Raw genomic sequence first — 26,008 nt, forward strand, 5'->3', positions numbered from 1 at the left:
GTGCGGTGTGCTGAAGTCGGGGCTGGTGTAGTCGGGTCGGTTGTGGTCCGGTTTGGTGTCCTGTGTGTTGTGGCCGGGTCCGTCGAAGCCGGGGCTGCTGTAGTGCGGTGTGCTGAAGTCGGGGCTGGTGTAGTCGGGTCGGTTGTGGTCCGGTTTGGTGTCCTGTGTGTTGTGGCCGGGTCCGTCGAAGCCGGGGCTGCTGAAGTCCGGTGCGCTGTAGTCCGGGCCGCCGAAGTCCGGCCGACCGAAGTCCGGGCTGCTGAAACGCGGCCGGCGGTCGGAGCCCGAGGCGCGGCCGGTCCCGGCCGCCGCAGCCTCCTCCCCGAGCCGTGCGACGAGGAACGGCCGGATGCCCGCGTCGCGCAGCGCCGCGAGCCACACCGTCCTGGCCTGGTCGACGTCGGGAGAGGTCGCCGGACGGGTGCGTGCGGTCGGCTCCCTGTGCTCCGCGGCGGTCCGGTAGAGGGCGACGAGCCCGACGACGGCGGTGAGCGCGGCGATGCCGAGGCTGATCCAGCCCGAGCTGACCAGGGTGTCCGCCATGTCGGGCAGGCTGTCGGTGAACCGCATCCCGTACCCCAGAAGCAGGAACGTGCCCGCCGCGACGGCGGCCAGGAGCGGAGTCAGGACCGCCAGCACGGGCACCAGACCCGCGCCGGTGCGCTCCTGGTGCCCCGGCCCGGAAGAGGATGCCGCCCGATCGTCCCGTACCTCGCCGCACAGCCGCTGCCGCCGCTCCGTGTAGGACCGGTACTCGGCCTCGGCGGCCGACGCGATACGGGCAGTGGCCGCCAGGGCCGTGGCACGCAGCCGTTCCTTGCCGAGGTGCGAACGGGCCAGCAAGCGCTGGATCTCCGCCGATTCGATGACTTCGTCCAGCGCCGCCGCGTAGTCGGCCCTGTCCTCGTCCTGCAGCCGGAACGACCGGTCCATATCCGTCCCCCGATGTGTTGTGATCCGATGCCCCGGCCCGGTGGCGGGCGCGGCGTACGAGGCCTACAAGTGGTCGGCGACGACCGGCAGCAGGTCCTGGAAGGTGCGTCCGTCGGCGGCGGCGCCGATGGCGGCCATCTGCCAACCAGCCCCCGAGCGCGCCACCTTGGCCATGATCTGGGCGGTGTGACGTCCGCCGCCGCTCAGCGTGTAGCGTGCCAGCTCCTGCCCCGTGGTCTCGTCGACCAGGCGGCAGAAGGCGTTGTCGACCTCCTCGAAGGTCTGGCCGGTGAACGAGTTGACGGTGAACACGATCTGATCGATGTGCGCGGGCACCCGCTGCAGATCGACGACGATCGACTCGTCGTCGCCCCCTTGGCCGGCACCGCCGACGAGGTTGTCACCGGTGTGCCGCACCGATCCGTCGTCACTGGTCAGATGCTGGAAGAAGACCACGTCCTGGGCCTGCGCCCCGGCGAACAGGATCGCCGAGGCGTCCAGGTCGATCTCACGCGCGGTCAGGCGGGCCAGGAAGCCCTTGCGGGGTGCGGCCTTCCAGCCGAGTCCCATGCGTACGACGGTGAGTTCGCCGCCGCCGGACTTGGCGAGGCTGATCCGCTGGCCCTTCGACAGATCGACGGTCATGGGTCCGCTCCTCTCGGATGTCTTGGTCGCCGGATGCGTGGTGGTCAGAGCTGGACGCCGTAGTCGGCGACGATGCCGCCCAGCCCGGAGGCGTACCCCTGGCCGACGGCGCGGAACTTCCACTCGGCGCCGTTGCGGTACAGCTCGCCGAAGACCATCGCCGTCTCGGTGGACGCGTCCTCGCTGAGGTCGTAGCGGGCGATCTCCGCGCCGCCGGACTGGTTGACCACGCGGATGTACGCGTTGCGGACCTGCCCGAAACTCTGGCCCCGGCCCTCGGCCTCATGGATCGACACGGGGAACACGATCTTCGCGACATCCGCGGGCACCGCGGCCAGATCGACCTTGAGGATCTCGTCGTCCCCCTCGCCCTCGCCGGTGAGGTTGTCCCCCGTGTGCTCGACCGAACCGTCCGGGCTCCGCAGGTTGTTGTAGAAGACGAAATGCGCGTTGGAGAGCACCTTGCCCGCGCCGTCGCACAGCAGGGCGCTGGCGTCCAGGTCGAAGTCCGAGCCGGTGGTCGTACGGACGTCCCAGCCCAGACCCACCAGAACGGCGGTCAGTCCCGGCGCCTCCTTGGTCAACGAGACGTTTCCGCCCTTGGCGAGGCTCACACCCACAGTGGTTCTCCTTCATACCGAAGCCCGCGGCGGACAGTCACCGTCCGCGCGTTCTGTGACAGAGACCAAAATCTACAGCACTGTAGATTTAACGGTGGGGCACTGTCCGGATCGCGCGGGTCAAAGGGCGTGGAACGCGATATGACGACCCATCATCCGATGAATATGAGGGTCGTACCGCGGGCGCCGCTTCGACGCCCCATCGAGCGGACGCGACGGCGCCTGGAGCGATGGGTTCCGCTGTGGGTGGACCGCTGGCCGGAGCCTGGGTCGGCGGATCGGGAGAGGAGGTTCCCGGCCCGGATCCGACGGGCTTCGCGGCGGCGTACTCAGGCTGAACGGGGCTCGTCGTGGCCGCTTGGTGCGGACATGTCGGCGTTTGTCGAGTGACCTGGATCACAAGATCCTTGACAGTCGTCGAGCGGTGTCGAAAGCTCGTTCATCATTGGTCTGGACCACGATGAATGGGCGGGGTTCATGCTCGATCCGTCGCACGCTGCCGCTGTCGGCACACCGCTCTCGCGAGACGAACTCCGGTCCAGATCAAGAGAGTCGAGAGCGGCGGGGTCGGCGCCAGGGGCCCTTCGGCCGGGTGCGGCGGTCCGGGGCGGGTCGGGTGCGGTCCGGGGTGAGGTGCCCGGCCCGGTGTGCGGCGAACCGGGAGTGCCGATGGGCGGACGGGTCCCGGATGTGCGGCTGGCGTTGTGCGAGCTGTGGCAGGCATTCGGCGGGATGGCGTTACTGGCGCGCTACGGCTCCGACGCCCCCTGGCCGCATGTGTCCTGGGCCCGGGAGGCGTACGGCGCGCTGACGCCGCGTCTGAGGGCCGTCGTCGAACTGGCCGGGCCCCGGAGGCGCGTTCCCTCGTTCTTCGCCAGAGGGGTCGTCGTGCGCGGGGCTGGCGTCGCGGGGGAACTGGACGCCCTGAAGTGCACTCCGCCCGGACTGGTCCGTGAGGAACTCGCCCGGGAATATCCCAAGGCGTTCGACAACCCGCTGATCGCGGCGCTGATCCGCGATCCCGAGCGGCAACTCGGATACCTGGCGGTCGAATTGGCGAACTTCTGGCGATCCGGGATGGAGTCGCGCGCCGTCGGACTGGCGCGCACCCTGGAGGAGGAGATCCTCTTCCGGTCGCGGACGCTGGCGATGAGCGGCGGTGCAGCGCTGATGCGCGACCTGAGACTCCCGCCCGAGCGCACGGACGGCGCGGATCTGCTGACGCTGGTGCCGATGCTGCTGACGGACGGCACGCACTGGTGGTCGACCGTCGACGGCCGGACCATGGTCTCCTATGCCGCGCGGGGGGCGGGCGGTCTGAGTGCGGAACGGAAGCGGGGTGGCGGGGTCGCGGAACCGCAGCGGGCTGACCGGCTGGCGATCCTGCTGGGACGGGGGCGCGCGTCGGTCGTACGCGAGCTGGGCGCACCCATCACCACGTCCGCCCTCGCCGACCATCTGGGGCTGGCCGCGAGCACGGTCTCCCAGCATCTGTCGGCCCTCGTGTCCGCGGGGGTGGTGCGGCGCCATCGGGCGGGCACCCGCGTCCTCTACGAACTCAACCGCGAGGGCGTGGCGCTCACGGAGTGCCTGATGAATCAGTGATCCCGCGGCGCGGCGGGGTTGACCCGTCGGTGAGGTGATCCATGAGGTACCCTCCTCGCCCCTGTGGAACGGGCGGTAAAGAATGTCTTTTGCCGTGGAGAACTGCTTGGCAGGTGCATGGTAATTTCGCCTCTGTTCCCCCTGCCCCGACGGTGTCTCGTCCGCGGTCGCCGGATCACCAACCATGCGTACAACCAAGGCGATTCGGCATTCACCGAAAGGGTTGTCCCGCTCCTCGGGGGTCGACGACAGTCGGGACCGAGAACGCTCGACCGGAGGACCGCAACGCCGTGTGCAAGACACCCGCAACCGTCACCTTCCCGAGACCGGAACCCTCGTCGGTGGACCCGGCGCCACACTGACCTGACGCCACACCGATCCGGCGCCGCACCGAAGTGGCGGCGTTCCGCTCCGGTGCCGGATGCGGGCAACGGCGCCCGAGGCCGGACCTCACCGTGAGCCCCGTCGCGGTGCCGCCCGTCTGCTGCGCCGTTCTGCCGGGCGGCACGCCATCCGTGACCTCAACGCCGATGTCACGGCCCCGGAGCAGCCGCACTGCGGTGGCACGGTCGGCGGGCGCAGAGCCCCGACCGTCTCCGCCGCGCGACGTCGCCTCCGCGAGCCCTTCCCCTTACCCTCCCTCTCCTTCTCAGGCACCGGACCGGTGCGCGATCGGAGACGAGAGGCCCGTGCACCGGTCGACCGGGCCGCACCCGCCTCTCCGTTCCGGCGCCCGCACGGTGGGGCGCCGCCCGAGCGACCGGTCCCGTCCCGCCACCGAGAACCCCGACCCTGGAGTGATTGCATGCCGACTTCCGCTCCCTACCTGTACCGCGCGGCTTCGGACCGCCCGTACTTCAGCTCCGACGGCGAGACCTATCTGGCGCAGACACCGCTGCGGGACATCCGGAAGAACCACGAACTGCGGGTGCTGTCCGAAGAGGACTTCGCCTTCTGGCAGACCTACGGCTACGTCGTCGTGAAGCAGGCGATCCCCAGCGAAGAGGCGCGACGCCTGCTCGACTTCACCTGGGACTTCCAGGGGCTCGACCCGGCCCGGCCCGACACCTGGTACGAGGACCGCCCGTTCCGCACGGACCTGGACCGGGAACTGCACGTCTACGGCTTCGTCGAGGCGTACCACCACCAGCTCATCTGGGACAGCCGCCAGACGCGACGCGTCTACGACGCGTTCGTCGACGTGTGGGACTGCGAGGAGCTGTGGGTGACCCTGGACCGGCTCAACCTCAACCCGCCCAACGTCAAGAACCGCGACCGCGCGCTCATCGCCCCCACCGACAAGGGCTTCGACATCGAACTCCACTGGGACGTCGACACCTCGCTCGGGGTGCTGCCGCAGCGGGTGCAGGGCGTCATCGCGCTCAACGACACCCGCCCCGAGGCCGGCGGTTTCCAATGCTCACCCGAGCTCTTCCGGCGGTTCGAGGAGTGGAAGGTCGCGCAGCCGGCGGACCGGGATCCGATCAGGCCGGATGCCGACCGGGCTGAGTTCCCCGTCGTGCGGCCGGAGCTCGAAGCCGGTGACCTGCTGATCTGGAACGGCCTGCTGGCGCACGGAGTGGCCCGCAACACCTCCGGGGACGGGGTGCGCGCCGTTCAGTACCTCTCCATGATGCCCGCGCTGGAGTCGCACCGGGAACTGCGCCGGTCCCGCGTCGACTCGTGGCGCGACCTCAGCACACCGGACTGGAACACGACCCTGGTCGGCGACGTGACGAAGCACGAATCGCTCAGGTACGGCACCGCCGAGCTGAGCGGCCTCGGCGAGCGGCTGCTGGGCCTCGCGTCCTGGAACGGGCGGGAAGCCGATGCGGCGACGGGGGAGCCGGCATGCGCCGCATCTGCCTGACGCTTCCCACGAACAGGGCCTGCGCCGCGACCATTTCGGCCGTGGGGGAGGAAGCCGACTACGCGGCCACCCACTTCGGCGTGGAGGTGCACCTGCTGATCCTCGACTCCTCCGGCGACGAGGCGTTCGCCGAACACGCGCGAGTCGTCGAGCAGACCCGGCGGGCGCCCGACGTGACGGTCCACCATCTCTCCGAGGCCCGGCAGCGGGACTTCCTGGAGCGGGCGATCCGCCGTGCGGGCGTCGTCAAGCCGGACCTGATCCTCGACCTCATGCTGCCGTCCGGTGTCTCCTACGGGGCCTGCACCAACCGCGCGTTCCTCATCGCGGGAGCGCTCGGCTGCGCGTCCGTGCACCGCCGGGACTCGGACAGCCGCTATCAGGAGCTGGACGGCCGGCCGGTCTTCCCCATCCACCACGAGCTCACCTCGCTCGGCAAGACCGCGGCCGACGCGGCGAGCGGAGTGTCACAGACGCTGCTGGAACCGGAACACACCGGCAAGCCGGTGGTGATGGTGGGCAGTTCCTTCGTCGGCGAACTGTCCGTGGACATCGGTGAGATCGCCCGGCTCGACCAGGCCGTCTACCGGGACGTGGTCAGCCTGTGGGCGCCGCTCGACTGGCCGGACGAGCGGAAGCGGGCCCTGGTCGAGGAATCGTTCACGGGCGCGGGCACCGACCCGTTCGTACGCGACCACTCCACGCTCACCCATGTCGACCCGATGCGTGTGGACATGTGCAACATCAGCTTCCTGGACGAGGTGTACGAGCGCGTCCCGCTGCCTCCCGCCGGCGACACCATCGGCAGCGACTACTTCCTGATGCACCTGGTGCATGACGGCACGCTGCCGGGAGTGCTGCACAACCGCAACATCGTCAACTACTACACGCCCGAGCGCAGGACCGACGCCGGGTTCATGGCCTACCAACTGCGGTTCACCAAGTTCTTCCTGTCGATGCTCTACCTCAACCACATCTACGACCGGATGGCCGAGGCTGGTGCCGCGCTGCTCGACGACCGGCACCGGGTCCGCCCCGATGCGGTCGCCGGACTGGTCAGGGAGAGCGCCCGCCTGGACCGGGCGGACAACGTCCGGCGACTGGCCGTCATCGACCGCTCGTACCGCCGACTCGGCGGAAGGTACGAGGAGTTCGCCCGTTCCCTGGCGCCGCGCGGGGAGCGGCTGCTGGAAGAGGCGCAGGAGGACATCGAGGACTACGCCACGCTGATCGAGGCGTGGGGGCCGCTGGTCCGGGCGAGCAGGTCCACCGGCCTGCCCCGGGGCACTCACCGGGACCCGTCGGTGCCATGCGTCTGAACGCACGCCTGCACGCCGCTCTGGCCGCCGCCACCGAGGACCGGATCGTCTTCGACCTCGCGGGAATCGAGGCGCAGTACGAGGCGCTCTGTCGGGAACTCCCGGGCGTTTCCGTGCGGTTCGCCATGAAGGCATGCCCCGTGGACGCCGTCCTCGCCCGGCTGGCGAGCAAGGGATGCGGCTTCGACGCGGCGAGCCCCCGCGAGATCGAACAGGCCCTCGCCACCGGTGTGCCGGCCGACCGGATCCACTACGGCAACACCATCAAGTCGGACCGGAACATCGCCGCCGCGCACCGCCTGGGCATCAGGGACTTCGCGACCGACAGCCCGCAGGACGTGGCGGCGACCGCGGCCCACGCCCCCGGAGCCCGGGTGTTCTGCCGGCTCGCCACCTCCGGGGACGGCGCCCTGTGGGGCCTGAGCCGCAAGTTCGGCTGCTCGGAGGCCGACGCCGTACGCGTGATGGAGGCGGCGCGGGCGGCCGGACTGACCCCGTCCGGGCTATCCGTGCACGTCGGCTCCCAGCAGATGACGTCCGAGGCGTGGCAGGACACCTTCGAACGGCTCGCGGACGTGATCGCGGAATTGAACCGGCGCGGCATCCTCCCGGACCACGTCAATCTCGGCGGCGGTCTGCCCGCCCTCGGCTACTTCGACAACCGGGGAAGGCCGTTGGACCCTCCGGTGGACAAGATCTTCGCCGTGATCCGCGACGGCATGCGGCACCTCAGTGGGGTCTCCGCGTCCCCGTTGGACTTCCTCATCGAACCGGGACGCCACCTCGTCGCCGACCACGGGGCGATCAGGGCGCACGTGGCCCGCCTCACGTCGAGGGAGCGGGCCGGCGGCGAACGGGAGCACTGGCTCTACCTCAGCTGCGGGAAGTTCAACGGCCTCTACGAGATGGACCAGTTGCAGTACCGGCTGCTGTTTCCCACCCACGACGGTCGGGACCACGTTCCGGCCGTCGTGGCGGGGCCCACGTGCGACAGCGACGACGCCTACACCCACGAACACAACCGTGTCCTCGTGCCCAGGGCCGTCGCCTCGGGCGATCCGGTCTGGATCCTCTCCTGCGGCGCCTACGCCACCGGATACATGACCCAGGGCTTCAACGGTTTCGAACCCCTCCCCGCCACCTGGACGGACAGTGAATAGACGGACGGCGCACGACGTGCGCATACGGCACATCGCCGAGGGCGACTGGGACGGCATCACGGTGCTGGAGGCCCGTGTGTACGGCGCCCACGGCCTGTCCGAGGGACGGGACGCCCTGCGGTCCAGGGCCCGGGCGTCTCCCGGCACCTGCTTCGTGCTGGACCGCGAAGGGCGGACGGCCGGCTACCTGCTGGCTCTCCCGTACCCGAAGCTCGCGTACCCGGACCTCGACCGGCCGGAGGACGTCGTCTTCCACTCGCGGAACCTGCATCTGCACGACCTCGTCGTCGACGAGGAGTTCCGCGGCGGAGGACTGGCGAGGGAACTACTGCGCCACTTCACGGAGACGGCCGGTGCGAAGGGGTACGGGAGCATCTCCCTGGTCGCCGTCCTGGGCAGTGACGCGTTCTGGTCGGCGAACGGATACCGCCCCCACCCCCATACCGCACCGCCGCCGGGCTACGGCCCCGGCGCGGTGTACATGTCCAGGACGGTGCCGGACCACCGCACCGGGAGAACGGTTTGCGCCACCGAGCCATCGCCCGGGGCGCCTCTGGAAGACGAAGTGGGCTGATCTCACATGCTTGGCGTCCGTGACCCATTCCACCGGGCACAACTCGCGATCGCGGCGTTGTTCTGCTTTCTCGGGTTCCAGTACGCGACCTGGGCGTCGCGGCTCCCGGCCATCAGGACGAGGCTCGATCTCTCGGAAGCGGAACTGGGCCTTCTGCTGATGGCCTGCGGCGCCGGCGCGGCGGTGTCGTTCCCCCTGGTGACGGTGCTGATGAGACGGTTGGGGTCGCGGCGTCTCGCATTCCTGTCGGCCATCTGTCTGAGCCTGCTGCTGCTCGCGCTGGCCGCGGCACCGAACTATCCGGTCGCGCTCGTGGCGATCTGCTGCGACGGCGTCGCCGTCGGGTGCCTCAACGTCGCCATGAACGCGCAGGGCGCGGCACTGGAGGCCACGTTCCGGCGGACCGCCATGTCCAGGCTGCACGCGACCTTCAGTGCCGGTTCCCTCTTCGCCGCGCTGCTCGCCTCCGGCGTGAACATCGTGACGACGGAGGTCGCGGTGCACTTCGGAGTGGCCTCCGTACTCCTGCTGCTGCTGGTGGGGCTCACCCGCTCGGGGCTCCTGGCGGACGACCTGAGTGGTGCCGAGAAGGAGACGCCGAAGGAGAGCAGGCGCAGGCTGACCATGCCGTCCCGCGTCACCATATGGATGGGCTGCGCGATGGTGTTCGGCACGGTGACCGAAGGCGCGATGAACGACTGGTCCGCGCTCTACCTGAAGGATGTCGCCGGAGCGTCCGCGCAGTTGGCACCCATGGGCATCGCGGTCGTCTCGGTCATGATGGTGCTGGCGCGCCTCTTCGCCGACGGCTGGCGCAGCCGCTGGGGCGACGGGCGCATCGTGAAGGCCGGCAGCGCGGTGGCCGGGGCGGGACTGGCACTCGCCCTGCTGGCCGGTGGCACGGTTCCGGCACTGATCGGCTTCGCCTGTGTCGGCCTGGGCGTCGCGGCCGTCACACCGTGCGTGTACGTGGCGGCGGCGGGTCAGGGCACCCGGGCCCTGTCGCTGGTCGCCGCCATGGGGACGACGGGGTTGCTGGCCGGACCGGCGGTGATCGGCTTCATCGCGAACGCCAACGGTCTGGTGTGGGGGATGGGGGCCGTCGCCGCCTCCGCGCTGCTGGTGTCGCTCTGTGCGACCCGGATACGCTGGCCCGGACGGGCCGAGCCGGAGCCGATCCCGAGTTGAGAGCCGTCCGTCGCCCCTGGCGGGCGTCCGACGGCGGCAGCGGCACCGCGCCGCGTTGTCGGAACGCCCGCGTACATCCCGTGTGCGGGCGCCCCTCCGCCTTGCGACGCACCGCATCCGACCCCGCCCGCAGATCCACCACGGAGGACGGGACAGCCCTCATGGCTCTGGGGCGGGAAAGGTTCACCGGCTCGTCGAACGAAGCCGAAAGTCCGCGGACGTGCCGACCGGCGCGACGGGACGGATGATGCCGGGAGGGGCATGAGTGTTCTTGTGAGGGGAATGCTGGAACCGGCACCGGCCCGGCCGGACGGTGCCGAACCGCCGAGCCGGTGCAGTGGATGAGGGGGAGACCGTGATCGAGAAGATCCTGCCGTCGCGGGTGGTCGTGGAGGAGGCGTTCGCCGATCCGCCCCACGCCACGCTCTTCCCCGCCGAGGAGGAGCTGATCCGCAACAGCGTGGAGGTACGGCGCAGGGAGTTCACCACGGTGCGCCACTGCGCCCGCCGCGCGCTCGGCGCGCTCGGCGTGGCCCCCGCGCCCATTCTCAAGGGCGAACGCGGTGCCCCGGTCTGGCCGGACGCCACCGTTGGGAGCATGACCCACTGCGCCGGGTATCGGGCCGCCGCGGTGGCGCACCGCGCGGAGGTCCGTTCCATCGGCATAGACGCCGAACCGCACGCGCCGCTGCCCGACGACGTGCACGACAGCATCGCGCTCGCGACCGAGCAGCGGCGCGAACGCGAGCTGCGCGGACGGCACCCCGGAATCCACTGGGACCGGCTGCTGTTCAGCGCCAAGGAGAGCGTCTACAAGACGTGGTTCCCGCTTACCCATCGCTGGCTGGACTTCGAGCAGGCCGACATCGTGCTCCACCCGGACGGTTCCTTCACCGCGGAACTCCTGGTGCCTGAAGAGGAGTTGGCGGCGCGGGCGCAGACCGTTCCGGAGTCCGGGCCGCAGGCCGTGCCCGGACGGGCCTTCGGGAGCCAGGCGCCGCCGTCGGCCCTTGTACCGACGGTCCCCAGGCAGCTGCCGGGCCGCTGGCTGGTCGCCGACGGTCTGGTGGCGACCGCGATCGTCATCGAGAACGCGCCGGTCGGCCCGTAGGCCGTCTCCCACGGCGCCGGGCTTTCCGGGCGGCTGTCGTCCTCCCTCTCGTCCGGGGCCCGGGACCGCCCGTAGTCTCTGCTCGCATGAGCGATGATCACACGAACGAAGAACGCAGGCGTGCGCGTGAGGTGGGCATCCCGCTGACGGGTGAGCCGGGCCGGTGGAATGCGATCACGGACGTTCCGGGCGTCGAGGTCGGCTACGTCACCCTCGTCGAAGGCGACGACGTGCGCACCGGGGTGACCGCGCTCCTGCCGCGCGGCCGGGACGGTGTGGGCACCCCCTGCGCGGCCGGCCGGCACTCGTTCAACGGTAACGGCGAGATGACCGGGACGGCCTGGATCGAGGAGAGCGGGTCGCTCGCCGTCCCGGTGCTCATCACCAACACGTACGCGGTGGGCCCGGTGCACCGGGGCGTGGTCGAGTGGGTACGCGCCAACTGCGCGGGCATGGCACCGGAATGGCTGCTGCCGGTCGTCACGGAGACGTGGGACGGCCATCTGAACGACATCCACGGCACGGCGGTGCGGCCGCACCACGCGGGGGCTGCCATCGACGCGGCGGACTCCGGGCCGGTCGAGGAGGGGTGTGTCGGCGGCGGCACGGGCATGCGCTGCTACGGCTTCAAGGGTGGCTCGGGGACCTCGTCGCGGGTGGTCCGGTACGGCGCGGACCGCTACACCGTGGGCGCGTTCGTGCAGGCGAACTTCGGCGCACGGCGCGAACTGATGATGGCCGGTGTGCCGGTGGGGCGCGAACTGCCCGCCCCGGTCGCGGCCCGGGCTCCGGCCGACGCGGCCGACTCGGCCCTGGCACCCGGCCGCGGTCCGGTGGCCGACCCGGAGCGCCCGGTGCCGCCCGGCGCGGGCTCGGTGATCGTGGTGGTGGCGACCGACGCGCCGCTGTTGCCGGGGCAGTGCAAGGCGATGGCGCGACGGGCGACACTGGGCCTCGGCCGCACCGGAACCACCGGCAGCCACTTCTCCGGAGACCTCTTCCTGGCCTTCTCCACGGCCAACCCGTCCGCCCTGACCAGCACGTTCCCCGAGGACGACGACAGCGCGCCGTACGAGTCGATGCGTTTCGTGCCCTGGGGCCGGATGGACCCCTTCTACGGAGCGGTGGTCGAATCGGTGGAGGAGGCGGTGCTCAACGCGCTCACCGGCGCGCACGCGATGACCGGACGGGCCGGCCACCACGTTCCGGCGCTCCCGTTGGACCGGGTGGCCGCGCTGGTGGCGGACCGGACGCGCTGAGGCCGTACGCCGGGCGGGTTCCGGCCCGGCGTTCGGGGGAGTTGCCGGGGCGTACGGGCGGCCGGCGCGGGGGGCGCTGGTTCTCGAACAGGTTCGTCGGCCATACTGCCCGCCGTGGAGCAGCGCATAGATCCGAACACTCAGCCCGGGTACGCCGCGGGGACAGACCCGGCGTACATCCCCGGCCTCACGGCCCCCGTCGCCGCCGGGACGACGGCACCGAGCCGGGGCCAGCAGGAGCGGAAGCAGGCGGACGAGGCGGCGACCGCCGCGGTCGCCGTCGACGACGCCCCCGCGGAGTCCGCCGACGGCGGCGAGGCGTCCCTCGACGAGCCGTCCGCAGCCGCGGACGCCGCGGGCGATGACGCGGCGCCCACCACCGAAGGAAAGGAGACAAGCGACCAACGACCAAAGGACGGGCCGGAGTTCGAGGTGACCGACCGCCGCGGGGCGATCACGGTGAACCACGAGGGCGTCCGGTTCCGGCTGGACGATCAGGAGGCCGAATTCGACTGGGACGAGATCGGGGCGGTCGAGATGAAGACCGCCAGGTTCGGCCGCCGGTTCACCGTCACGGTCCACCTGTCGACCCGTCGGTGGTTCAACGCCGAGGTCGAGGCGCCCGCCCGGAGCGATCTGAAGCGGTGGGCGGAGCAGCTCGACGCGGTGCTCGACGTCTACTTCGAGGAGTCCTGAGACGACGCCCCCCGAGGGGCCGGGACACGCAGGCCGGCCCCTCACATCGCGCACCGTCAAGCTTCGGCGGGCACTGGCGCCCCCGGCCTGCCGGTGCGGTCGGGGACCGTCTCCGTGGCGGCCCTTCCCGCGGAGCACATCGAGCGGAGGCGGCCACGCCAGCGCCCCCATGCGCCTCGTCCGGGGCGGCCTCCGTGCCCTCGGACACGCCGAGGAACCCGGATCCGCCGGTCGGCGGCCAGGGCGGGACCCCTCGTGAACGCCCGGCTGGGGCGGGCGGCGAAGGGTCTCTCGGGCGGCCTCCCGCATACCCGGACCGGGTACACGGCAGGCCGCCCCACGATGCCCGGCGGCCGTCAGTCGTCCGCGAGCACGACCGAGCGGGTCAGGTGGCGCGGACTGTCCGGGTCCAGGCCGCGGGCCGTGGCGCGGGCGATCGCCAGGAGCTGCACCCGTACCAGATCCGCCAGCGGGTCCAGGTCGCTGTCCACCCAGCGGGCACCGGTCGCGCGCAGCTGCTCCGGCAGACCCTCGGGCGCGGTGCCGAACATCCAGGTCGCGGTGGTGTCGGTGGCGATGCTGATGGGACCGTGGCGGTATTCCATCGCGGGATACGACTCGGTCCAGGCGAGCGAGGCCTCCTTCATCTTGAGCGCGGCCTCGTTGGCGAGCCCCACCGTCCAGCCCCGGCCGAGGAATGTGAACTGGGTGCAGTCCAGCAGCCCCTCGGGCAGCGGCTCCGCCAGTGCGGTCTCCGCGTCGCGCACCACGGCGTCGGTGTGCAGCCCGACGTGGGCGCGGAGCAGGGTGAGCGCCGTGGTGGCGAACCGGGTCTGCACCACGGACTTCTCGTCGGCGAAGTCCAGGACGACGACATCGTCGGCGGACGTCATGACCGGGGTGTCCGGGTCGGCGGTGATGGCCACCGTGCGGGTGGTGCCGCGGAGGCGGTCGAGCAGTTCCAGGACCTCGGTCGTGGTGCCCGAGCGGGTGAGCGCGACGACCCGGTCGTACGCCCGGCCGGAGGGGAACTCAGAGGCGGCGAAGGCGTCGGACTCGCCCTGCCCGGCCCCCTCGCGGAGCGCGGCGTACGCCTGGGCCATGTAGAACGAGGTGCCGCAGCCGACGACCGCGACGCGCTCACCGGCGACGGGCAGCGCGGACGACTGGGAGGCGGCCAGATCGGCGGCGCGGCGCCAGCACTCGGGCTGACTGGCTGTCTCGATCTCGACGAATGACACTTCATGCACTCCGAACTCGTAGGATGATGCTCGTTCGTGCACGCTATATGGGTGATGCGAGCATTATCAAGCATTCAGTGTGCAGAATGCTTGACCGTGCAGTGCTGTGTGCCACGCTTGCGCGTGTCCGGTGACCGTACCCACGGGGATGGGTGTCCGAAGCCCGGGATCGTGAGGAGAGTTCTCTTGTCCAGGGAAGCCCGGTGGAACGCGCTGCTGGAGCTCGTCGGCAGGAACGGCCGGGTGGAGGTCGAGGACGCCGCCGCCACGCTGGACGTCTCGGCCGCGACCATCCGTCGTGACCTGGACCAGCTCGCCGAGCAGCAGCTGTTGACGCGCACCCGCGGGGGAGCGGTCGCGCACGGGGTCGGCTATGAGCTGGCCCTGCGCTACAAGGCCGGCCGTCACGCCCCCGAGAAGCAGGCCATCGGCCGGGCCGTCTCCGAACTGATCGCGATGGGCGAGGTGGTGGGACTGACGGGCGGCACGACGCTGACCGAGGTGGCCCGTTCGCTGGCGACGCGCTCCGACGTCGCCGGGGACACCGCTGCGGGGCTGGGCGCTCAGCCGGCCCTCACCGTCGTCACCAACGCCCTCAACATCGCCAACGAACTGGTGATCCGGCCCCAGATCAAGATCGTGGTGACCGGCGGTGTGGCCAGGCCGCAGTCGTACGAGCTGACGGGCCCCCTGGCCAGCGGTGTCCTGGGCGAGATCACCCTGGACGTCGCCGTGCTCGGGGTCAACGCGATCGACACCGAGCGCGGCGCCTATGTCCACCATGAGGGCGAGGCCAGCATCAACCGCCTGCTCGCCCAGCAGGCGCAGCGTGTGGTGGTGGCGGCCGACTCCTCGAAGATCGGCAAACGGGCCTTCGCCCGGGTCTGCGACCTCGCGCAGGTCGACTTCCTGGTCACGGACAAGGGGATCGCGCCCGAGGCCGTCGCCCGGTTCTCGGAGGCCGGTGTCACCGTCGTCGCCGTCTGACCCTCCTTCCCCCGGACCTGTGTGATCGGGGTCCGGTCGGGTCGTACCCGGACCCGGTCGCCCGTACGGTGCGCGACACGGCGGGGCGAGGCGCGCGAACCAGTCGTGCGCAGAGGGCGCGCGAGGTGCGCCGAGAGGGCATGCGGGGCGCTCCTGATGGGTCGTGTGATGCCTCCATGGATGCTTATGGACGCTCTCGTGCTGAGAGATGCGCGATATCCCTGCTAAATGAACAACTCTTGCCATTCTGGTGCGGCGTCGTGAACTATGGGCCTGTCGCCGCCGAGGGATGCCATCCGTGCACCCGCATGTGCGGAGCCGGCCGTTCCGTAGGGGTGCCCGCGTCCCGGCGGAGGCGGTCCCCACGGGCCGCGCGTACCCCCGGCACCACCCATGGACAGAAGGGACCACCGTGTCAGACCTGCGACTCGGCGTCATCGGGCTCGGCCTGCGCCGCTCCATCGCGGCGGCCGCCCACCACCCCGGAAAGGGGTCGGCGATCACCGCCGTCTGCGACCTCGACCCCGAGGTGCGCCGACGGGAGGCCGAGCGCTTCGGTACCGATGTCGCCGTCGAGGACTACAAGCAGCTCCTCGGCCGCGACGACCTCGACGCGCTCATCGTCGCTACACCGGACGACACCCATGAAGCCGTCGCGGTCGACGCGCTCCGGGCGGGCAAGGCGGTCTTCGTCGAGAAGCCGCTGGGCATCACGGTCGAGAGCTGCGACACCATCCTGCGCACGGCGTACGAGACCGGCGCCCGGCTGTACGTCGGACACAACATGCGGCACATGGGCGTCGTGCGCCTCATGCGCGACATCATCGCCCGCGGTGACATCGGTGAGCCCAAGACCGTGTGGGTACGGCACTTCGTCGGCTACGGCGGTGACTACTACTTCAAGGACTGGCACGCCGACCGGACCCGCACCACCGGTCTGCTGCTCCAGAAGGCCGCCCACGACATCGATGTCCTGCACTGGCTGGCGGGCGGCTACACCCGCCGCGTCAACGCACTCGGCGACCTGCTCGTCTACGGCGACCTGCCGCGCCGGGAGCCGGACACCCCGCGCCCCGCGAACTGGCTGCGCGAGTTCGACTGGCCGCCGACGGCCCGCAAGGACCTGCACCACACCGTGGACGTCGAGGATGTCTCGGTGATGAACATGCGGCTCGACAACGGCGTCGTGGCCGCCTATCAGCAGTGCCACTTCACCCCGGACTACTGGCGGAACTACACCGTCATCGGCACCGAGGGGCGTCTGGAGAACTTCGGTGACGGTCCGGGCGACGAGGTCAAGGTGTGGAACACCGGCCCCACCGGCTACCGCCGCGAGGCCGACATCACCTACCGGGTGCCGGACGCCGGGGGCACCCACGGCGGCGGTGACACCCGGATCATGGCGGAGTTCTGCCGGTTCGTCCGCGACGGCGGCGTCACCGACACCTCGCCGGTCGCCGCCCGGATGAGCGTGGCCGCCGGTGTGCTGGCCACGCGCTCCCTGCGCGAGGGTGGTGTGCCGTACGAGGTACCGGCCCTCGACCCGGAGCTGGTCGCGTACTTCGAGCGCGGACAGGTCCGCTGAGGCGTACCTCCGGGGAGGGGCGAGGGCACAGGGTTGCGGGAGCCCGGGGAGCCCGGGGAGCCGGGGGAGGGTTCCGGCAGTGGTGGAAGGTGCGGGCCCCGCCGCGGTCGGAGGGGCCCGGACGGAAGAGGGCACGCCGGTCGGCGGAACCCGGGCATTCATAGGGGCTGTTTTCAGCCATGCTCGGTGGGTAATCGGCCTGATCGGGTTTGACAGTGGCTCGTCGGCCTTCTGGCGCAACAGAGGTACCCTAGGGGTGGGTTGCGTCATTTGGCCGGAAAGCCCCTTCTGGGGGTGAGGGAAAATGGTTCCCCAGGGTCACCGATGCGCCGCCATGAGAGTGAGTAAGTGGCCGTTTCACGCCAACGAGACCTAATAGTGACCAACTTCGAACGCATGGCCGGATAACGGTGGGCATAATCGCGTCCATGTCGATCACGAGTGGAGACATCGTCGATCTGGGCCGCGGCCTGTACGCATGGCTTCCGCCGAAACGGGGCTGGGGGCTGGCGAACTGCGGTCTGCTCGTTTCGCCCCGCGGTGCGCTCTGGATCGACACCCCGTACGACAGGACGCTCGCGGGCCGGTTCCTGGCCGAGTCGACCAAGCGGCTGCCCGACGGCGTCTCCATCGACCGGGTGATCGTCACCCATGCGAACGGCGACCACTTCTGGGGCGCGGGCGTCCTTCCGGACGCGGAGATCATCGCGACCCGTGAGGCCCGCGAGCACATCCATTACGAACCCACGCCGCAGCAGCAGCACGCGCTCGTCGTCAGCGGGGACCGGGAGTCTGCGCTCGGGGCCTACCTCGCCCGGCACTTCGGCCCCTTCGACTGGTCGCGGACCGAGCCCGTGCACCCCACCACGTACTTCACCGGCGAGCTCGAACTGACCCTGGGCGACTACCCGGTCCGGCTCACCGCGCTGCCCCCCGCCCACACCACCGGCGACCTGATGGTTCATCTGCCCGAGCAGAACACCGTGTTCAGCGGGGACGTCATCTTCTCCTCGACCTCCGCCCGGCCCGGCGACCACGCGGTGCACTGGGCGGGCCCGCTCGGCAACGTCATCGCGGCCTGTGAACGGATCCTGGCCACCGGCGCCGAGACCATCGTGCCGGGGCACGGGCCGGTGCTCGACCGGGCCGGGGTGCGCGAGCACATCGTGTACCTGGAGTACGTGCGCGAGCGAGCCCACGCCTTCCATGCCGCGGGCGTCCCCGCCCTGGAGGCGGCCCGCCGGGTCATCGGCGAGGGCCGCTACCGGGAACTCGGGCTCCCGGAGCGGCTGGTGGTGACCATCGGCAGTGAGTACCGGCAGCTCGACGGCTCCGAACTGCCCGGAGTGCTCCAGGTGATGACCGATGTCGCCGTCGTCGCCCGGGAAATGGAGCAGTCCCGCGAGACGGCGGGCACGGCCGAGCGGTGAGCAGGAGCACCGCAGCCGTTTCCGCCGGACACCGGTTCGGGCCGCCCGGCGCCCGATCCGGGCGAAGACCCGTGTGGCCGACGACCGGCCCGACTACAGGGATGTGGTGACGGCATGGGATGGATCCTGGCGATGATCGCCGCCGCCGTGGCCGTGGCGGCGGGCGCCCGCGCACGGAACGCGGTGCGTTCGGAGTACCTGGCGCTGACCCGCGCCGAGACGGCCGAACGGCAGACCAAGGCCGCCGAGGCCCGTACCGCCGCCCTCACCGACGAGATCCGGCAGCTGGCCCGTCGGCGCATCCCGGCCGCCGCGCTCGCCCTCTCCCACCCCACCGCACCGGTCCCCGGGCTGTGGCAGCCGGCCGAGATCGACGGCGAGGCCGCCCGACTGCTTTCCGAGGCCGTGCAGGCCACCCGCACGGCGGTGGTCGAGGAGCGCGGGCGGGTCGACGCCGCCGCGCGTGCGGCGATGCGTGGCACCTCCGCGAAGATCCAGTCCCTGCTCAACCAGTCGCAGCAGCTGCTCCACGAACTCCAGCACGAGTACGACGATCCGCGGATCCTGCAACTCGACTTCCGCAACGAGCTGGCGCTGCGGCGCACCCAGGCCACCGCCGTGCTGTGCGACGCCTGGCCGGGGCTTGCCCGCCAGAACTCGCCGCTCGTCGAGATCGTGCTCGGTGCCCAGTCCCGTGTCTCGGGCTACGAACGGATCAAGGTCGCCAACCATCTGCGCGACGAGCGGCTCGCGCTCGTCGCCCGTGCCGCCGAGCCCCTCGCTATCGCGCTCGCCGAGCTGCTGGCCAACGCCACGGCGTATTCGCATCCCGACACCGACGTGCAGGTGACCATCCAGCAGAGCGGTGGACGCGGTGCGTTCCTGGTCGTCGACGACGGCGGCATCGGCATGGACGACGATGCGCTGGAGCGGGCCCGCGGGCTGCTGGCCGGCCGGTCCGAGGTGCTCCTGACCGAACTGGGCGATCCGCCCAGGACCGGCTTCGCCGTCGTCGGCCGGCTCGTGGCGCAGTACGGCTTCGACTGCCACGTCGAGGCTTCGCCGTTCGGCGGCATGCGGACGATGCTGCGCGTCCCCGCCCATCTGCTGACCGTGCTGGAGGACGACCACAGTCTGTCCGCGCTCGCCCCGTCGCCGATCCGGGCCCACGGCCCGGCGTCCGGCTCCGCCGCCCCTCCGGACTCCGCCGTGTCCTCGGGCCCGGCCGCGTCGTCCCGCTCCGCTGCCGCCACGGCCACCGCCTCCGCCGCCGACGCTCCCGGGCACGCGTCCGCCTCCGCGCCGCAGCCGGGCGCCGGGCAGTCCACCGGGCTTCCCACCCGGCGCCGCCGCTCCCCGCGTCCCGAAGCGGCCCGCTCCGCGACCGCTGCGGCCACCCGGGGCCGCGAAAGCGTGTCCCGTACACCGGAGCAGGCGGGGGCTTCCTGGGCGGCACTCCAACAAGGCACTCTCAACGGCAGGAGTTCGACCGGGCGGGCCGCCACCGCCCCGGTACCGGACGACCACGAACACCACCACGAGCACGCGCACCACCGCGACGGCCGGCACGAACAAGGAGACGAGACGTGAGCGCCCCCACCCCCACCACCGGTGACCTCGCCTGGGTGCTGACCCCCCTGCTGGAACTCCCCGGGGTCCAGCACGCCGTGGTCGCCACCGGTGACGGCCTCGTCGAGGGCGCGTCGCCCGAACTGGACCGGGCCTCGGGCGAGCGGGTCGCCGCCATGACCGCCACCCTGCACGCCGCGGCCCGCGCGTTCACCACCGCCTTCACCGACGTCCAGGCGCCACAGCTGGCGCAGACGGTCGTCGAGTCCGACCTGGGCTTCGCCATCGTCGTACCGGCCGGGAGCAACACCACGCTCGCCCTGTTCGCCGAGCCCGGGGCCAAGCTCGGCGACATCGCGTACCAGATGCAGGTCCAGGTGAGCGCCCTGACCCGGGCGATGAACGCGCCCTCCCGCCGACCAGACCCCGTCGACCGGCCATGACCGCCGGCCGAGGACGCCGCCTGATCCCCGCCTATCTGGTCACCGGCGGCCGGACCCGGCCCGCCGGGCCCGCACTCGACCGGCTCGCCGTACTCGTACGCACCGACACGGACCTGCCCCCGGACGCCGGCTCCGAGCAGCGCAGGCTGTGCGAACTACTGGCACCGGGAGCGCTCACCGTCGTCGAGTGCGCCGCCCACCTGGATCTTCCGGCCAGCGCCACGGTCTTCCTGGCCACAGACCTCGCGGCCGCCGGACATCTGCACATCCGACCGCCCATCCCCAGCGCCGGGGAGATCGACCGGTCGCTCGTCGAGAGGCTGCTCGTTGGACTCCGCTCCCTCCACTGACCGCGCGGGCGTCGGCTACCTGCCGTCCGCCGCCCGGACCCTGATGAAGATCGTCGTCACGGGTCCGTTCGGCGTGGGCAAGACCACGCTGATCCGTACGCTGTCGGAGATCGCCACCCTCCACACCGAAGAGGCGATGACCGAGTCCAGCGTCCGGTTCGACGACACCGCGGGACTGCCGGACAAGACCACGACCACCGTCGCCGTCGACTTCGGCCGGCTCACCGTCCTCGACGACCTCGTGCTCTATATGTTCGGCACGCCCGGACAGCAGCGGTTCTTCCCGCTCTGGGAGGACATCGCGCGCGGTGCGCTGGGTGCACTCGTCCTGGTGGACACCCGCAGGCTCGCCGATTCCTTCGCGGTCATGGACATGGTCGAGGAGCAGGGTCTGCCGTACGCCGTCGCCGTCAACCGCTTCCCCGACGCCCCCGCCCACAGCGACGACGTCCTGCGGGGGCACCTCGACCTCGACCCCGAGACCCCGCTCGTGCAGTGCGACGCCCGCGAACGGCGCGGCAGCATCGACGCGCTCATCGCGCTGGCCGAACACGTGCTGACCCGACTGCCCCCGCCCGAGGATCCGTGATGACACCGTTCGTACAGCCGCCGCAGCCCCTCGCCCTGTACGGCCCGGAGTTCGCCGCCGACCCGCACGGGCACTACCGGCGGTTGCGGGAGCACGGCCCCCTCGCCCCCGTCCGGCTGGCCCCCGGCATCGACGCGCTCCTGGTCATCGACTACCAGGCCGCCGTGGACCTGCTGCGCGACACCCACACCTTCACCAAGGACCCGCGCGCCTGGCAGGCCACCGTCCCCGAGGACTCCTCGGTCCTGCCGATGCTCGGCTACCGGCCCACCGCGCTCTTCAGCGACGGTGAGGTGCACGCCCGCTACCGCCGGGCCATCAACGACGGCCTCGCCCTGATCGAGCCGCACGTCCTGCGTGCCGAGACCGCTCGCGCCGCCCGGCGCCTGATCGGCGAATTCGCCGCCACCGGCAGCGGCGACCTGATCGCCCAGTACGCCCGACGGCTCCCGGTGCACGTCTTCGTCACCTGGTTCGGAGTGCCACCGGGCGACGCGGGGCGCATCGTCGACGGCATCGCCGGGATGTTCAACTCCGCCGAGGACGCCGCCACCGCCTACGCCGACCTCGTACAGGTCGTCACCGATCTGGTCGCCGCCCGGCGCGACCGGCCGCGCCACGACCTGACCTCCTACCTCCTCGCCCATCCCGCGGACCTGGACAACGATGAGACGGTCCGTCAGATCACCCTGCTCATGAGCGCGGGTCACGATCCGATGACCAACCTGATCGGCAACGCGCTGCTGCACATGCTCACGGACGCCCGGTACGCGGGCTCGCTGCACGGCGGGGCGATGACGGCGCACGAGGCGATCGACGAGGTCCTCTGGCAAGACCCCCCGCTGGCCAACTTCTCGGCCCACTACCCCCGCCACGACACCGAGTTCCACGGTGTCCGGCTGCACGCGGGACAACTGGTCCTGGTCTCCTACGCCGCGGCCAACGGCCAGTCCGGGCCCGGCTTCCCCGCTTCCGGCACCCGCTCCGGATCCAGCGCCCACCTGGCCTGGTCGGCCGGTCCGCACCGATGCCCGGCGCAGCAGCCGGCGCTGCTCATGGCGATGACCGCGATCGAGCAGCTCACCAGCCAGCTGTGCGACATCGAACTGAGCGTTCCGATGGATGAGCTGAGATGGCGTCCGGGACCCTTCCACCGTGCCCTGGTGAGGCTTCCGGTACGTTTCACCCCTGTCGACATGAACGCGGCCACGGGCCGGGGGGACACGACCGAGGCCCCGCCGGGCGCGGACTCGGGCCGGGCGGACACGGACGCAGGCTCCCCGACAGGCGTGCCGATCGGCCCGTGAACCGTGTCGGTAGTACGCCGAACGGGTGAGGGACGAGAGAATTGCCCGATGAACAGCGAGCGCAGCGGGCGCAACGCCGACCGAAGCACAGACGGGGTGGTCCGGTGAGCAGGTACGACAGGTACGACGACGTCACGGACGAGCAGTGGGAGGGGCTTGCCCAGGTCGTGCCTCTGCGCAGCCGCAACGAGTGGCCGTCACGGGTCGATCACCGTACGGTCCCCGACGAGCCTTCGGAGGCCGAGCAGCGACGCCTCGTGGTGATCAGGGTCCAGGTCTTCGCGGACGCACGCGAGGTGGCGGAGTATCTGGTCGCGCAGGTTCCGGTGCTGCTCGACCTGACGAACGCCGAGCCGGACGTGGCCAAGCGCATCCTGGACTTCGCCAGTGGGGTCGTCTTCGGTCTCGGCAGCGGGATGCACCGGGTCGACCGGAACGTCTTCCTGCTGTCACCGGCGGGCATGGAGGTCGAGGGGGCGGCCGCGGCCGGCCTCCAGGGTTAGGCCGCGTCCGGCAGATGACGCCGTTCGCTCGCAGGGCGCCGCGTGCGGTGTCCGGTCCTGCGGCACCAGGCGTCCGTACGGCGGCGAGGTGTCTGTACGGCGGCGAGGTGTCTGTCCGGCGGCCGGGTGGGGGACCACCGCGTGCGGGACGCACTCGGCCGACCCCGGCAACGCGGTACGCGTCCCGGGCGTCGCACACCGGGCAGGAGGTGCGGGGCGCGCCCCGGCGGAGGAGCCGGCTCGTCCGGCGGTCACGCGCCAGGCGCGGAACCCGGCGAGCGGGGGAGGGCTTCCGGTACCGGCCTCCTCGATCACGGAAGCGGTGAGGTTCACCGGGCGGACGGCGGGCCCATGGCAGGCGGGAAGAAGCGGCTTCCGCGGTCGGGAAGGTCCACCGCGCGGGGGCGCCGCGGCAGACATAGCCCGATCGTAGGAAGGTCGGCCAGGCGGAACGGTTCTTCTGTTCACGGTCTGCATACCGTCCGCCCATGACTGCACTCCGCCCGGGAACCATCACGTCGTCGCCCGCCTCCGGTACGCCGCCGGGAACCACCATGCCGCCGCCCGCCTCCGGTACGCCACCGGATACCGTCGCCGACGCGGGGGTGCCCGGTGCCGGGAGTGTCCGTGTCCGCGCCGGTTCCGTCGCGTCGGTCGGCGCGGGTGCGCCGGTTCCCGCCGGACTCGTCCGCGCCGCTGAGCTCCTCGGCTCCGCCGAGTCTTTCCGCTCCATCGAGTCCCTCCACCCCACCACCGCATCGCCTTCCGCCGCATCGCCTTCCGCCGGATCCGTCGGCACTGCCGGACCTCTGCCTTCCGCCGGATCCGTCCGTCCCTCCGCCGCTCCGCCCTCGCTCGGATCCGTCCGTTCCGCCGGGCCCGTGGTCACCGAGCTGCGCCTTTCCGCCTTCGCCGCGCACCGGGGTGCCACGTTCCGCCTCGGCCCGGTCACGCTCTTCACCGGCTCCGGCGGCAGCGGCAAGTCGAGTGTGCTGCGGGCCTACGAGGCACTGGCGCGGCTGGCGGGCGGGGAGCCGCTCGGCGAGGTGTTCCCGGATCCGGAGGGCTGCGTACCGGAGGGGGCCGTGGCCGACACGCAGGGGCGGCGCGGGTTCCGCATCGGCTGTACCACGGACGGACCGGTGGGACCGGTGCGGCTCGATGTCGCCGTCCAGGCGGAGCCCACCCTGCGCATCGTCGGCGAGCGGCTCACCGGTGGTGGTGAGACGCTGCTCACCACCGCACTGCGCGATCCTGGCCGTTCGATGGTCCAGGCGGCCTGGCATACGGCCGGCACGGTCCCGGTCACCCGGGCACCGCTGCCCGACGACCGGCTCGGCACGGCCCTGCTGCCCCTGCGGGTGGCGGGCAGGACCGAGGGGCAGTTACAGGTCCTGGCCGCGGCGGAACAGACGATCGTGGCCCTCCGGTCGGTCTTCTCCTGCGAACCGCAGCCGTCGCGGATGCGTGCCCCGGTTCCGGCGGGTGACAACCGGCTGCGCCGAAGCTGCGACAACCTCGCGGCGGTGCTGGAGCGCACGCGCACGCAGTGTGCCCAACCCCACGCCCGGCTGGTCGCGGCGGCCCGCGCCGGTTGGACTCGGCCGGTCACCGCACTGGGCGTGGAACCGTTGCCGGACGGGCTGGTGCGCGCCGTGGTCCGGCGTGAGGGCGGTGGCAGCACGCCGCTCAGCCGGCTCGGCGACAGCGAGCTGCGGTACCTCGCGCACGCGCTCGTCCTGCTCGTCGGCCCCGGGGTGCTGGCGGTGGACGCCGTCGGAGAGGTGCCCTCGGCCCTCCAGACACTCACCGTGCTGGCCGACGGACTCGACCGCGACCTGGACGGACGGCAGTTGCACGGACTGCTGGATCTCGCGGTCTCGGTCGCCGCGACCGGTCATATCGGGCTGGTGGGCACGGTCACCGAACGGGGTGCGTTCGGGGCTGGGGAGACGGCCGGGGTGACAGTGGTAGACCTGTGATGGTGACGGAACTTGATGTACGAGCCCTGCAGCGACGACTGGCCGCCTTCGCGGCCGCGCGGGACTGGGGGCGATACCACACCCCGAAGAACCTGGCGATCGCGCTGAGCGTCGAGGCGTCCGAGCTGGTGGAGATCTTCCAATGGCTGACGCCGGAGGAGTCGGCGCGCGTGATGGAGGATCCCGGCACGGCGCACCGCGTGGCGGACGAGGTCGCGGATGTCCTCGCATATCTGCTGCAGTTGTGCGAGGCGCTGGGGGTTGATGCGCTGCAGGCGCTGTCGGAGAAGATCGACCGGAATGAGGTCAGATTTCCGATTCCGGGGCGCCCTGAGGGTGCCGCATCCCAGGATCGTTACTCTTCGGAGTGATCAACTTATCCACAGTTGAATTTGTGTCCACAGATTTCCGAATTCCCCTGGCTTTCCGATGCTGGTGCCCTCACTGTGGGTAATGGATGAGTTGAGCGGCTTTTCGTACGGACGGGGGTCACACATGGAAGCGGAGCGGCTTGTTGGAGTCAGTCGGCGTGCGCTGGCGCAGAGCCGGGGCACGCCGGACATCATCACCGAGGCGTGGCAGGCCCAGGCGCTCGCCCAGGCGATCGGCAGTCGGCTGGCCGTGGAGGGGCCGAAGGAGTTACGGGGCGAGGCGCGCGGGCTCAGTGAGATCGGTGGCAGAAGCGGAGGACCACTGGACCATCCGGCGGCGCGAGCGCAGGTCGCGAGGGCCGTCCAGTTGTCCGAACTGGTTGAACCCCGCGCGACGTTGACGAGTCTGGGAGCGTTGCTCGGGGAAGTGGGGATGGCCCTGGTGGGGGTGGCGTGCGAGACCGATGAGCAGGCGCTCTATTGGCAGTGCATGGAGGCGATCGACGCGGCCGACGAGTCGATGGACCGGGTGCACGGCATGTTGCGGTGTCTGGACGAACAGGAGCGGGAACGACGGCGAAGTCCGGAAGGAGGCCGGGAGCGGGACGGCCCGTTCGGTGCGGTCGGCAGACCGGTCGCTCCGGCAAAGGGCCGGTGGTGAGCAGCGGGCG

At 71.2% G+C, this 26,008-nt stretch carries 25 protein-coding genes; 21 read left to right on the top strand and 4 right to left on the bottom strand.

What is annotated here, in order from left to right; genetic code table 11:
* From ACIHCL_RS12065 to ACIHCL_RS12075, 3 genes are all read right to left on the bottom strand, one after another.
* Positions 1-933, bottom strand: a 933-nt coding sequence (locus ACIHCL_RS12065; RefSeq protein ID WP_399860192.1) for a hypothetical protein, incomplete at its 3' end; no start/stop codon positions are given.
* A gap of 63 nt (positions 934-996) precedes the next feature.
* Positions 997-1,578, bottom strand: a complete 582-nt coding sequence (locus tag ACIHCL_RS12070; RefSeq protein WP_399860195.1) for a TerD family protein — start codon at positions 1,576-1,578, stop codon at positions 997-999.
* Positions 1,579-1,622: 44 nt separating this feature from the next.
* Entirely contained in the window at positions 1,623-2,198 is a 576-nt protein-coding gene (locus ACIHCL_RS12075; protein WP_399860197.1) for a TerD family protein, read from the bottom strand.
* 669 nt (positions 2,199-2,867) lie between these two features.
* On the opposite strand from ACIHCL_RS12075, the gene ACIHCL_RS12080 reads away from it, so the two are divergent.
* The 9 genes from ACIHCL_RS12080 (at position 2,868) to ACIHCL_RS12120 (ending at position 12,980) form a co-directional block, all read left to right on the top strand.
* Positions 2,868-3,803 carry an ArsR/SmtB family transcription factor gene (locus ACIHCL_RS12080; protein WP_399860200.1) on the top strand — a complete coding sequence of 312 codons (936 nt, stop codon included), beginning with the start codon at positions 2,868-2,870 and terminating at the stop codon, positions 3,801-3,803.
* A gap of 805 nt (positions 3,804-4,608) precedes the next feature.
* Positions 4,609-5,673: a phytanoyl-CoA dioxygenase family protein gene (locus ACIHCL_RS12085; RefSeq protein ID WP_399860201.1), complete on the top strand. Its 1,065-nt coding sequence runs from the start codon at positions 4,609-4,611 to the stop codon at positions 5,671-5,673.
* Positions 5,655-6,992, top strand: a complete 1,338-nt coding sequence (locus tag ACIHCL_RS12090) for a DUF6271 family protein (protein WP_399860203.1) — start codon at positions 5,655-5,657, stop codon at positions 6,990-6,992. The genes ACIHCL_RS12085 and ACIHCL_RS12090 overlap by 19 nt, the downstream gene beginning before the upstream one ends.
* Positions 6,983-8,152 (top strand): type III PLP-dependent enzyme, encoded by a 1,170-nt coding sequence (locus ACIHCL_RS12095; RefSeq protein WP_399860204.1) that lies wholly within the window; start codon positions 6,983-6,985, stop codon positions 8,150-8,152. Before ACIHCL_RS12090 ends, ACIHCL_RS12095 begins: the two co-directional genes overlap by 10 nt.
* Positions 8,153-8,168: 16 nt before the next feature.
* Positions 8,169-8,726 (top strand): GNAT family N-acetyltransferase, encoded by a 558-nt coding sequence (locus ACIHCL_RS12100; protein ID WP_399860206.1) that lies wholly within the window; start codon positions 8,169-8,171, stop codon positions 8,724-8,726.
* 6 nt (positions 8,727-8,732) lie between these two features.
* Complete coding sequence (locus tag ACIHCL_RS12105; RefSeq protein WP_399860208.1) at positions 8,733-9,914, top strand: MFS transporter; 1,182 nt, start codon at positions 8,733-8,735, stop codon at positions 9,912-9,914.
* 355 nt (positions 9,915-10,269) lie between these two features.
* Positions 10,270-11,025: a 4'-phosphopantetheinyl transferase gene (locus tag ACIHCL_RS12110; RefSeq protein WP_399860211.1), complete on the top strand. Its 756-nt coding sequence runs from the start codon at positions 10,270-10,272 to the stop codon at positions 11,023-11,025.
* A gap of 86 nt (positions 11,026-11,111) precedes the next feature.
* Positions 11,112-12,284, top strand: coding sequence for a P1 family peptidase (locus ACIHCL_RS12115; protein WP_399860213.1), 1,173 nt, complete (start codon positions 11,112-11,114; stop codon positions 12,282-12,284).
* 114 nt (positions 12,285-12,398) lie between these two features.
* Positions 12,399-12,980 carry a hypothetical protein gene (locus tag ACIHCL_RS12120; RefSeq protein ID WP_399860216.1) on the top strand — a complete coding sequence of 194 codons (582 nt, stop codon included), beginning with the start codon at positions 12,399-12,401 and terminating at the stop codon, positions 12,978-12,980.
* A gap of 356 nt (positions 12,981-13,336) precedes the next feature.
* On the opposite strand, the gene ACIHCL_RS12125 is transcribed toward ACIHCL_RS12120, so the two are convergent.
* On the bottom strand, positions 13,337-14,221 hold the full coding sequence (locus tag ACIHCL_RS12125; RefSeq protein WP_399860219.1) for an SIS domain-containing protein: 885 nt from the start codon (positions 14,219-14,221) through the stop codon (positions 13,337-13,339).
* A gap of 186 nt (positions 14,222-14,407) precedes the next feature.
* Between ACIHCL_RS12125 and ACIHCL_RS12130 the strand changes: the two genes are divergently transcribed.
* The 12 genes from ACIHCL_RS12130 to ACIHCL_RS12185 all read left to right on the top strand — a co-directional run bounded on the left by ACIHCL_RS12130 (position 14,408) and on the right by ACIHCL_RS12185 (position 25,998).
* Positions 14,408-15,208: a DeoR/GlpR family DNA-binding transcription regulator gene (locus ACIHCL_RS12130; RefSeq protein WP_399860221.1), complete on the top strand. Its 801-nt coding sequence runs from the start codon at positions 14,408-14,410 to the stop codon at positions 15,206-15,208.
* A 412-nt stretch (positions 15,209-15,620) separates the two neighbouring features.
* Complete coding sequence (locus ACIHCL_RS12135; protein WP_399860223.1) at positions 15,621-16,793, top strand: Gfo/Idh/MocA family protein; 1,173 nt, start codon at positions 15,621-15,623, stop codon at positions 16,791-16,793.
* A 428-nt stretch (positions 16,794-17,221) separates the two neighbouring features.
* Positions 17,222-18,223, top strand: coding sequence for an MBL fold metallo-hydrolase (locus ACIHCL_RS12140; protein ID WP_399860226.1), 1,002 nt, complete (start codon positions 17,222-17,224; stop codon positions 18,221-18,223).
* Positions 18,224-18,337: 114 nt separating this feature from the next.
* Positions 18,338-19,813 (top strand): ATP-binding protein, encoded by a 1,476-nt coding sequence (locus tag ACIHCL_RS12145; protein ID WP_399860228.1) that lies wholly within the window; start codon positions 18,338-18,340, stop codon positions 19,811-19,813.
* Positions 19,810-20,235, top strand: a complete 426-nt coding sequence (locus tag ACIHCL_RS12150) for a roadblock/LC7 domain-containing protein (protein ID WP_399860230.1) — start codon at positions 19,810-19,812, stop codon at positions 20,233-20,235. Before ACIHCL_RS12145 ends, ACIHCL_RS12150 begins: the two co-directional genes overlap by 4 nt.
* A complete protein-coding gene (locus ACIHCL_RS12155) occupies positions 20,232-20,585 on the top strand; it encodes a DUF742 domain-containing protein (RefSeq protein WP_399860233.1) in 354 nt (117 codons plus the stop codon). The genes ACIHCL_RS12150 and ACIHCL_RS12155 overlap by 4 nt, the downstream gene beginning before the upstream one ends.
* Positions 20,563-21,174 (top strand): GTP-binding protein, encoded by a 612-nt coding sequence (locus ACIHCL_RS12160; RefSeq protein ID WP_399860236.1) that lies wholly within the window; start codon positions 20,563-20,565, stop codon positions 21,172-21,174. Before ACIHCL_RS12155 ends, ACIHCL_RS12160 begins: the two co-directional genes overlap by 23 nt.
* Positions 21,174-22,481 (top strand): cytochrome P450, encoded by a 1,308-nt coding sequence (locus ACIHCL_RS12165; RefSeq protein ID WP_399860238.1) that lies wholly within the window; start codon positions 21,174-21,176, stop codon positions 22,479-22,481. The genes ACIHCL_RS12160 and ACIHCL_RS12165 overlap by 1 nt, the downstream gene beginning before the upstream one ends.
* 104 nt (positions 22,482-22,585) lie before the next feature.
* Entirely contained in the window at positions 22,586-22,984 is a 399-nt protein-coding gene (locus ACIHCL_RS12170; RefSeq protein WP_399860240.1) for a cell division protein SepF, read from the top strand.
* Positions 22,985-23,472: 488 nt separating this feature from the next.
* On the top strand, positions 23,473-24,966 hold the full coding sequence (locus ACIHCL_RS12175) for an ATP-binding protein (RefSeq protein ID WP_399860242.1): 1,494 nt from the start codon (positions 23,473-23,475) through the stop codon (positions 24,964-24,966).
* 2 nt (positions 24,967-24,968) lie between these two features.
* On the top strand, positions 24,969-25,337 hold the full coding sequence (locus tag ACIHCL_RS12180; protein WP_399860558.1) for a nucleotide pyrophosphohydrolase: 369 nt from the start codon (positions 24,969-24,971) through the stop codon (positions 25,335-25,337).
* Between the two features lie 124 nt (positions 25,338-25,461).
* The gene (locus ACIHCL_RS12185; RefSeq protein WP_399860245.1) at positions 25,462-25,998 is read left to right on the top strand and encodes a DUF6099 family protein; all 537 of its coding nucleotides are present in this window, start codon (positions 25,462-25,464) and stop codon (positions 25,996-25,998) included.
* Positions 25,999-26,008: the final 10 nt, after the last annotated feature.

The organism is Streptomyces sp. NPDC052042, from assembly GCF_044548345.1.
Lineage (GTDB): Bacteria > Actinomycetota > Actinomycetes > Streptomycetales > Streptomycetaceae > Streptomyces.